Source organism: Escherichia sp. KCJ4928, from assembly GCF_004352695.1.
GTDB lineage: Bacteria > Pseudomonadota > Gammaproteobacteria > Enterobacterales > Enterobacteriaceae > ECMA0423.
Genome location: NZ_SJWV01000161.1, coordinates 1 through 9,510, shown reverse-complemented (window position 1 = coordinate 9,510; position 9,510 = coordinate 1). Strand labels below are relative to the sequence as shown.

12 protein-coding genes are annotated in these 9,510 nt (G+C 50.2%); 8 read left to right on the top strand and 4 right to left on the bottom strand.

Features of this window, described 5'->3' with window-relative positions; genetic code table 11:
• The 7 genes from E0D98_RS18500 to E0D98_RS18470 all read left to right on the top strand — a co-directional run.
• A partial coding sequence (locus E0D98_RS18500; protein WP_072257279.1) for a DUF2170 family protein occupies window positions 1-257 on the top strand: 257 nt, incomplete at its 5' end.
• Between the two features lie 18 nt (window positions 258-275).
• Entirely contained in the window at window positions 276-962 is a 687-nt protein-coding gene (locus tag E0D98_RS18495) for a PspA/IM30 family protein (protein WP_000511953.1), read from the top strand.
• A gap of 62 nt (window positions 963-1,024) precedes the next feature.
• Window positions 1,025-1,684, top strand: coding sequence for a YjfK family protein (locus E0D98_RS18490; protein ID WP_000012553.1), 660 nt, complete (start codon window positions 1,025-1,027; stop codon window positions 1,682-1,684).
• 17 nt (window positions 1,685-1,701) lie between these two features.
• Window positions 1,702-2,100, top strand: coding sequence for a DUF350 domain-containing protein (locus E0D98_RS18485; RefSeq protein WP_000547760.1), 399 nt, complete (start codon window positions 1,702-1,704; stop codon window positions 2,098-2,100).
• A 9-nt stretch (window positions 2,101-2,109) separates the two neighbouring features.
• Window positions 2,110-2,748 (top strand): DUF1190 domain-containing protein, encoded by a 639-nt coding sequence (locus tag E0D98_RS18480; RefSeq protein ID WP_000101649.1) that lies wholly within the window; start codon window positions 2,110-2,112, stop codon window positions 2,746-2,748.
• 2 nt (window positions 2,749-2,750) lie between these two features.
• Window positions 2,751-3,914, top strand: a complete 1,164-nt coding sequence (locus tag E0D98_RS18475; RefSeq protein ID WP_000943987.1) for a glutathionylspermidine synthase family protein — start codon at window positions 2,751-2,753, stop codon at window positions 3,912-3,914.
• A gap of 83 nt (window positions 3,915-3,997) precedes the next feature.
• The gene (locus E0D98_RS18470; protein ID WP_131890816.1) at window positions 3,998-5,623 is read left to right on the top strand and encodes an isovaleryl-CoA dehydrogenase; all 1,626 of its coding nucleotides are present in this window, start codon (window positions 3,998-4,000) and stop codon (window positions 5,621-5,623) included.
• A gap of 116 nt (window positions 5,624-5,739) precedes the next feature.
• Here the strand turns inward: E0D98_RS18470 and yjfN are convergent, their stop codons facing one another.
• Window positions 5,740-6,015 (bottom strand): DUF1471 family protease activator YjfN, encoded by a 276-nt coding sequence (yjfN, locus tag E0D98_RS18465; RefSeq protein WP_000811566.1) that lies wholly within the window; start codon window positions 6,013-6,015, stop codon window positions 5,740-5,742.
• Between the two features lie 148 nt (window positions 6,016-6,163).
• Window positions 6,164-6,493 (bottom strand): biofilm peroxide resistance protein BsmA, encoded by a 330-nt coding sequence (gene bsmA / locus E0D98_RS18460; protein WP_000254633.1) that lies wholly within the window; start codon window positions 6,491-6,493, stop codon window positions 6,164-6,166.
• A 181-nt stretch (window positions 6,494-6,674) separates the two neighbouring features.
• Between bsmA and yjfP the strand changes: the two genes are divergently transcribed.
• The gene (gene yjfP, locus E0D98_RS18455; RefSeq protein ID WP_000569702.1) at window positions 6,675-7,424 is read left to right on the top strand and encodes an esterase; all 750 of its coding nucleotides are present in this window, start codon (window positions 6,675-6,677) and stop codon (window positions 7,422-7,424) included.
• Here yjfP and ulaR read toward each other — a convergent pair.
• Both ulaR and ulaG read right to left on the bottom strand, forming a co-directional pair.
• On the bottom strand, window positions 7,421-8,176 hold the full coding sequence (gene ulaR / locus E0D98_RS18450; RefSeq protein ID WP_000133631.1) for an HTH-type transcriptional regulator UlaR: 756 nt from the start codon (window positions 8,174-8,176) through the stop codon (window positions 7,421-7,423). The genes yjfP and ulaR overlap by 4 nt on opposite strands.
• A 107-nt stretch (window positions 8,177-8,283) precedes the next feature.
• Complete coding sequence (gene ulaG / locus E0D98_RS18445) at window positions 8,284-9,348, bottom strand: L-ascorbate 6-phosphate lactonase (RefSeq protein WP_001295191.1); 1,065 nt, start codon at window positions 9,346-9,348, stop codon at window positions 8,284-8,286.
• Between the last annotated feature and the right edge of the window lie 162 nt (window positions 9,349-9,510).

The following is a 9,510-nucleotide window of genomic DNA, read 5'->3' as shown; positions in this document are numbered from 1 at the left end:
AAATGATTATCGAAACCTTTATTTGTCCGGTAAGTAGTATCAGCAATCCAGATGAATTTAATACCTTCTTATTAAGAAATCAGAAGATGATGCCGTTGTCATCGGTAGGAATCTCCAGCGTGCAACAGGAAGAGTATTACATTGTTTTCGGGGCGTTATCGCTTAAATCTTCTCTTGAAGATATCCTGCTTGAGATAACCTCGCTGGTAGATAACGCATTGGATCTGGCTGAAATTACAGAAGAATATTCACACTAATTACAAGGACGGGTATTTATGGGAATTTTAAAAAGTTTATTTACGCTGGGGAAATCGTTTATCTCCCAGGCGGAAGAATCCATTGAAGAAACCCAGGGCGTGCGCATGCTGGAACAGCATATTCGTGACGCTAAAGCTGAACTCGATAAAGCCGGAAAATCTCGCGTTGATCTGCTGGCGCGGGTGAAATTAAGTCACGATAAGCTGAAAGATTTACGTGAGCGCAAAGCCAGTCTGGAAGCCCGTGCGCTGGAAGCGTTAAGCAAGAACGTTAATCCGTCGTTGATTAACGAAGTTGCTGAAGAAATCGCGCGCCTTGAGAATCTCATTACCGCTGAAGAGCAAGTGTTGTCGAATCTGGAAGTCTCCCGTGATGGCGTGGAAAAAGCAGTTACAGCGACAGCGCAGCGTATCGCTCAGTTTGAGCAGCAAATGGAAGTCGTTAAAGCCACTGAAGCCATGCAGCGTGCACAACAGGCTGTAACAACCTCTACCGTTGGCGCATCTTCCAGCGTTTCGACAGCGGCAGAATCCTTAAAACGCCTGCAAACGCGTCAGGCCGAACGTCAGGCTCGCCTGGATGCTGCTGCACAGTTGGAAAAAGTCGCAGACGGTCGCGATCTTGATGAAAAGCTGGCGGAAGCCGGAATTGGCGGTAGCAATAAAAGTAGCGCCCAGGATGTATTAGCAAGACTGCAACGCTAACAGGGCGAGTAATTTTTTTGCCAGCCTCGCTAAAAGGCTGGCAACTATTTTAAGGATAAAATATGTCTGGTTTTTTCCAGCGTCTGTTTGGCAAGGATAATAAGCCTGCTATCGCTCGCGGTCCGCTGGGACTTCATCTCAATAGTGGCTTTACGCTCGACACGTTAGCGTTTCGTTTGCTGGAAGATGAATTGCTGATTGCGCTGCCGGGTGAGGAATTTACGGTAGCCGCTGTCAGCCACATCGATCTGGGCGGCGGTAGTCAGATTTTCCGCTACTACACTTCAGGCGATGAATTTCTGCAAATCAATACCACCGGCGGCGAAGATATTGATGACATTGATGATATCAAGCTCTTTGTCTATGAAGAGAGCTACGGTATCAGTAAAGAGAGTCACTGGCGCGAGGCGATCAACGCCAAAGTGATGGGGGCAATGATCTTAAACTGGCAGGAAAAACGCTGGCAGCGATTTTTTAACAGCGAAGAACCGGGAAATATCGAACCCGTCTACATGCTGGAAAAAGTAGAAAATCAAAACCATGCCAAATGGGAGGTCCATAATTTTACCATGGGCTACCAACGCCAAGTAACCGAAGATACTTACGAATATTTGCTGTTAAATGGTGAGGAATCTTTTAACGATCTCGGCGAGCCAGAGTGGTTATTTTCGCGCGCGTTGGGTGTCGATATCCCGCTGACATCACTTCATATTATTGGTTAATTACAAGGACGTTTACAATGCATATACTGGATTCACTTCTTGCCTTTAGTGCCTATTTTTTTATTGGCGTGGCTATGGTGATTATTTTTCTGTTTATCTACTCCAAAATTACACCGCACAACGAATGGCAATTAATCAAAAACAATAATACCGCGGCGTCACTGGCATTCAGCGGTACATTGTTGGGTTACGTGATCCCCTTATCCAGTGCGGCAATCAATGCGGTGAGTATTCCAGACTATTTCGCCTGGGGCGGGATTGCACTGGTGATTCAGTTACTCGTTTTTGCTGGTGTCAGACTTTATATGCCCGCATTAAGCGAAAAAATTATTAATCACAATACCGCAGCAGGAATGTTTATGGGAACCGCCGCACTGGCTGGTGGTATTTTTAACGCAGCTTGTATGACATGGTAATGGACGATCATGGCCAGAAAACGCAAATCAAGAAATAACAGTAAAATTGGTCACGGAGCGATCAGTCGCATTGGAAGACCGCATAATCCTTTTGAGCCGCGCCGCAATCGCTACGCACAAAAATACTTAACGTTGGTGCTAATGGGCGGTGCCGTTTTTTTAATAGTCAAAGGATGGAGTGAAAGTGGCGATGTCGATAACGACGGCGACGGAACGTTTTATTCGACAGTGCAGGATTGTATTGATGACGGTAATAATGCCGACATTTGCGCGCGTGGCTGGAACAACGCCAAAGCGGCATTTTATGCCGATGTTCCGAAGAATATGACTCAGCAGAATTGTCAGTCTAAGTACGAAAATTGCTACTACGACAATGTTGAACAGAGTTGGATCCCGGTCGTTTCTGGATTTTTGTTAAGCCGAGTTATTCGTAAAGATCGCGATGAGCCGTTCGTCTATAACAGCGGCGGATCCTCATTTGCTTCCCGCCCCGTCTGGCGCAACACTTCCGGTGATTACTCCTGGCGCTCCGGTTCTGGCAAAAAAGAGTCTTACTCTTCAGGCGGCTTTACCACCAAAAAAGCGTCAACCGTTTCGCGCGGCGGCTATGGTCGTTCTTCCAGCGCCCGTGGGCATTGGGGAGGCTAATCATGCTGAGACACAACGTTCCTGTGCGACGGGATCTGGACCAGATCGCCGCTAACAACGGTTTCGACTTTCATATCATCGACAATGAAATCTATTGGGACGAGAGTCGGGCTTACCGTTTTACTCTGCGCCAGATTGAAGAGCAGATCGAAAAACCGACTGCGGAACTGCATCAGATGTGCCTTGAGGTGGTGGATCGCGCGGTTAAAGACGAAGAGATCCTGACGCAACTGGCGATCCCGCCGTTGTACTGGGATGTGATCGCCGAAAGCTGGCGCGCACGCGATCCTTCGCTGTATGGCCGGATGGATTTTGCCTGGTGTGGCAATGCGCCGGTGAAGCTGCTGGAGTACAACGCCGATACGCCGACCTCGTTGTATGAGTCGGCTTATTTCCAGTGGTTGTGGCTGGAGGATGCCCGGCGCAGCGGCATTATTCCGCGTGATGCCGATCAGTACAATGCCATTCAGGAACGCCTGATTTCACGCTTTAGCGAGCTTTATAGCCGGGAGCCGTTTTATTTCTGCTGCTGTCAGGACACCGATGAAGACAGGACTACCGTGCTGTACTTGCAGGACTGCGCCCAGCAGGCAGGGCAGGAGTCGCGGTTTATCTACATTGAAGATCTCGGTTTGGGCGTCGGCGGTGTACTGACCGATCTTGATGATAATGTCATCCAGCGTGCATTTAAGCTGTATCCGCTGGAGTGGATGATGCGTGACGATAACGGTCCGCTGCTGTGCAAGCGTCGCGAGCAATGGGTGGAGCCGTTATGGAAAAGTATCTTGAGTAATAAAGGGCTAATGCCGCTGCTTTGGCGCTTCTTCCCTGGTCATCCTAACCTTCTTGCATCCTGGTTTGAGGGTGAAAAATCGCAGATTGCCGCTGGCGAAAGCTATGTGCGTAAACCGATCTACTCGCGCGAAGGCGGAAACGTCACCATTTTCGACGGTCAGAATAACGTCGTTGACCACGCTGATGGTGATTACGCCGATGAACCGATGATCTACCAGGCGTTTCAACCTCTGCCGCGATTTGGCGATAGCTACACACTCATCGGTAGCTGGATTGTCGATGATGAAGCGTGCGGAATGGGGATCCGTGAAGATAACACACTGATCACCAAAGACACCTCACGTTTCGTTCCGCATTACATTGCTGGATAAGAATGTTTTAGCAATCTCTTTCTGTCATGAATCCATGGCAGTGACCATACTAATGGTGACTGCCATTGATGGAGGGAGACACAGTGCACTGGCAAACTCACACCGTTTTTAATCAACCTATACCATTAAATAACAGCAACTTATACCTGTCTGATGGCGCGCTCTGCGAAGCGGTAACGCGTGAAGGTGCTGGCTGGGATAGCGATTTTCTAGCCAGTATTGGTCAGCAGTTAGGAACGGCTGAATCCCTTGAACTGGGGCGGCTGGCGAATGTGAATCCGCCTGAATTATTGCGCTACGATGCGCAAGGACGCCGTCTGGACGATGTGCGTTTTCACCCCGCCTGGCACCTGCTGATGCAGGCGCTATGTACCAATCGGGTGCACAATCTTGCCTGGGAAGAAGACGCTCGCTCCGGCGCATTTGTGGCGCGCGCGGCGCGTTTTATGTTGCACGCACAGGTTGAGGCAGGGTCGTTATGTCCGATAACCATGACCTTTGCCGCCACGCCATTGCTGTTACAGATGTTACCCGCGCCGTTTCAGGACTGGACCACGCCGCTGCTGAGCGATCGCTACGATTCTCACTTATTGCCAGGTGGGCAAAAACGCGGTTTGTTGATTGGCATGGGAATGACGGAAAAGCAGGGCGGTTCCGATGTCATGAGCAACACCACCCGCGCAGAGCGCCTGGAAGATGGCTCTTATCGGCTGGTGGGGCATAAATGGTTTTTCTCGGTGCCGCAAAGCGATGCGCATCTGGTGCTGGCGCAGACTACGGGCGGTTTGTCCTGCTTTTTTGTGCCGCGCTTTTTGCCTGACGGGCAACGCAACGCGATTCGCCTCGAGCGGCTGAAAGATAAGCTGGGTAATCGCTCTAACGCCAACTGCGAAGTGGAGTTTCAGGATGCCATTGGCTGGTTGTTGGGGCAGGAAGGGGAAGGAATTCGTCTGATCCTGAAAATGGGTGGGATGACGCGTTTTGATTGCGCCCTGGGTAGCCATGCCATGATGCGCCGTGCATTTTCGCTGGCGATTTATCATGCACATCAACGCCATGTTTTTGGTAATCCATTGATCCAACAGCCCCTTATGCGTCATGTCTTAAGTCGCATGGCACTTCAGCTTGAAGGGCAAACGGCGTTGCTGTTTCGTCTTGCGCGAGCGTGGGACCGGCGTGCCGATGCCAAAGAAGCCCTGTGGGCGCGTTTATTTACGCCTGCGGCAAAATTTGTGATCTGCAAAAGAGGTATGCCGTTTGTGGCCGAAGCGATGGAGGTGCTGGGCGGCATTGGTTATTGCGAGGAGAGCGAGCTGCCGCGGCTTTACCGGGAGATGCCGGTAAACAGTATTTGGGAAGGTTCCGGCAATATTATGTGCCTGGATGTGCTGCGCGTTCTCAATAAGCAAGCGGGCGTATACGACTTATTGTCGGAAGCGTTTGTGGAAGTGAAAGGGCAGGATCGCTATTTTGATCGCGCGGTTCGTCGTTTACAGCAGCAGCTGCGCAAGCCAGCTGAAGAACTGGGGCGAGAGATTACTCATCAGCTATTCCTGCTGGGCTGCGGTGCGCAAATGTTGAAATATGCCTCTCCGCCAATGGCGCAGGCGTGGTGTCAGGTGATGTTAGATACGCGCGGCGGCATACGGCTGTCAGAGCAGATCCAGAATGATTTATTGCTGCGGGCGACGGGGGGAGTGTGTGTGTAAGCGTATACGACTGATGCGACGCTGGTTTCGATTAACTCAATGAAATATGCGAAAATTGTAGGCCGGACAAGGCGCTCGCGCCGCATCCGGCATTGTTCATTTGCTGTAGATAACACTCATGCATACAGTATCGCCTGTACGCGCCAGTTATCAGGCTGCTGGTCTTCGTACATGGTAATAATGCGGTACCATGACGCACCTTGTTCATCGGCCTTTAACGCCACGATACGTTCCACGTCCTGCGGATCCCCTGAAATATTGCTAACTGAGATCTGACCTATTTCATTCAGGCCCGTCACGCAGTCAGCACTGGCGAATTCTGCAGACTGTGCCGTGGCGCTCGCAGGATAAGTCACTAATTGCAGCGAGGGTGAGGCAAGTAATTGTTTCATCGTCAGCTCCATTTTTCGTTTCCCCACATGTTGCAGGGCATTCCATCGCGGTAATAAACGCCCAGGCTTCCAGCCGGTAATTTATTGTGCACAGGTAAACGCATAGGGACGCAAAGCAATGTAAAGCTGACTATGTAAGTTGTCTGATTTATTTACGGTACAAAATGGCTTGTGAATACCACTGTCCTGTCACGATGGTTTCGTCCACCATGACGACAACGTAATAATCAGCTTTTGCAGCGACAGCTTTCGCTTTGATTTCTGCTAATGCGTCATCCGGAGAACCCCGAACCATCGTGCTTACGCTACCTATTCGCTGTAACCCTTGCGTCTGGTCGCGGCGAATCTCTTGCGGATGGTCCGTTACTGGCGGTGCTGGCTGTGGCGTACCTTGCAGTGCGCTACAGGCACTTAACATCAACACCAATAATAAACTGGCAAACCGGTAAATAACGCTATTACGTTTCCTGCTAACCATAGTGTAGTGCCTTATTAATTTAACTTTGGGGGAATGTTCCCGAATTGTTACCTGGTACGCGATTTTCGAATGAAAACGTGACGAAAGCGTAACCCACATCTCAACATTATGAACTAATACCGCCAGCAGAAACTTGTGCTAAGGATTTCTTCATGTCATACCAGACAAAAAGGAGAGACAGATGATTGAAATAGAATCACGCGAGCTGGCAGATATTCCCGTTCTTCATGCTTATCCTGTCGGGCAAAAAGATACCCCGTTACCGTGCGTAATTTTTTATCACGGCTTTACTTCATCCAGTCTGGTGTATAGCTATTTTGCCGTTGCGCTGGCGCAGGCTGGTTTGCGGGTGATCATGCCGGATGCGCCCGATCACGGTAGCCGTTTTAGTGGTGACGCAGCGCGGCGGTTAAATCAATTCTGGCAAATCTTGCTACAAAGTATGCAGGAATTCACTACTTTACGTGCGGCAATAGCCGAAGAAAACTGGCTGCTTGATGACCGTCTGGCAGTCGGTGGCGCGTCGATGGGCGCGATGACGGCACTGGGAATTACCGCTCGCCACCCCACGGTGAAATGTACCGCCAGCATGATGGGATCGGGCTATTTTACATCGCTCGCCCGTTCACTGTTTCCACCGCTGATACCTGAAACGGCAGCACAGCAGAATGAATTCAATAACATTGTCGCGCCGCTGGCAGAGTGGGAAGCGACAAACCACCTGGAACAACTTGGTGACAGACCTCTACTGCTGTGGCATGGCCTCGACGATGACGTTGTGCCTGCCGATGAATCACTACGTTTGCAGCAGGCCTTAAGCGAGACGGGACGGGATAAACTGCTAACCTGTTCATGGCAGCCAGGCGTGCGTCACCGCATTACGCCTGAGGCGTTAGATGCTGCCGTGACATTTTTCCGCCAGCATCTTTAAACACGCAGAATGCTGACCCCTTGCGCTTCCAGTTGTTGCAGGATTTCCGGGTTAGCATTTTTGCCGGTGATAAGCATATCGATTTGATCGGCACGGCTAAAAAGCATTCCCGCGCGTTCGCCAATCTTACTGCTATCAACCAGTACCACCAGTTTCCCTACCACGCTCAGCATCTTCTGCTCTGCCATTGCCGTCAGCATATCGGTTTTATACAACCCTTCTGCGGTCAGTCCTTTGCCGCTGGTAAACATCCAGTGCCCGGCATAGAGACTGTTTTCGCTGCCCTGCGGGCTTAAAGTGATGGACTGACTTTTGTTGTACTGTCCGCCCATAATGATCACGCTGTCATGTTCTTGATCGATCAGGTAATTTGCCAGCGGTAGATAATTAGTGATGATTTGCACTGGCTTGCCACACATTTCCCGCCCAAGCAGAAACGCGGTGGAGCCGCAGTTGATGACTACGCTTTCGCCCGGATTAACCAGTTGCGAGGCCGCTTTAGCAATACGTACTTTTTCATCGTGATTCTGCGCCTGATGCAGATTCATCGGCGTCCAGCGCGGGCGCTGTTGGGTAATAGCTTCTGCGCCATTGCGCACCTTTTTCAGTTTGCCGCTTTCGTCAAGTTTATTGATATCGCGTCGCGCAGTGGCAGGCGAAATTCCCAGACGCTCAACGACTTTCTCAACGGTCACAAAGCCCAATTGTGCGAGCATTTCCAGGAGGATTTGATGTCTTTGTGCTTCAGTCATGAGCTATTCCGATAAAATTTGATTTTTTTAGATGATATTTGAAATAGCCAGGAAATACTACGCCGGATAGCGCGAACTTCTCCACGCTATCCGGTATAAACGACAGATTACAGGAATGACTTGAACGGCAGATCCGGTTCAATAGTGAAGCAATCATCGAAACCGCGCGGATAGTGGTACTCGAAGTTGTCTTTATCCAGCGGCCAGGTAAATTTGCCGCCAACCTGCCAGATAAACGGCTTGAAGCCATACTTCAGACGATCTTTTTTCATCTCCCACAGCACGCGGATCTCTTGCGGATCGGCCTGGAAGTTTGACCAGATGTCGTGGTGGAACGGGATAACCACTTTCGCATTCAGGGCTTCACCCATACGCAGCATATCGGCGCTGGTCATTTTGTCGGTAATACCGCGCGGGTTCTCACCATACGATCCTAACGCCACATCGATCTGATGTTCGTTACCGTGCTTCGCATAATAGTTAGAGTAGTGGGAGTCGCCGCTGTGATACAGGGAGCCGCCAGGCGTTTTGAACAGATAGTTCACCGCGCGATCGTCCATGCCGTCCGGCAGTACGCCAGCCGCTTTTTGATCGGCAGGCAGGGTGATCAGTGCAGTACGGTCGAAAGCGTCAAGCGCATGAATTTCAATGTCTTTCACTTTTACAACATCGCCCGGTTTGACCACGATGCAACGCTCTTTCGGTACGCCCCAGCCAATCCACAAATCAACGCAGGTTTTCGGTCCAATGAATGGTACGTCATCAGCACAGTTCTGCATCACGGCAGCAGCGACGTTAACGTCGATATGATCGTTGTGATCGTGAGTCGCCAGTACCGCGTCGATCTGGCGAATCGCAAACGGATCAAGAACAAACGGGGTGGTGCGTAGGTTTGGCTGCAGTTTTTTCACGCCAGCCATGCGCTGCATCTGGTGACCCTGTTTCATTAACGGGTTACCGTGACTTTGTTTGCCAGTGCCGCACCAGAAATCAACGCAAACGTTGGTGCCACCTTCTGATTTCAACCAGATCCCGGTGCAGCCTAGCCACCACATCGCAAATGTGCCAGGGGCGACCTGCTCTTGTTCAATTTCTTCATTCAGCCAGCTACCCCACTCCGGGAAAGTGCTCAGGATCCAGGATTCTCGGGTGATACTTTTCACTTTACTCATCGCCATTTACCTTCATGATAGTTCAATTCGAATCAATATGTGATTGGTTTTGATTAATCCTGACACTATTTTTTCAGGAAGGCAATGACCATTTTTTGACTTTTTGCCAGGGAAGTGGTTGTTGATTTTGAGTGTGGAAAGATTTAATGGAATGTGTAATTC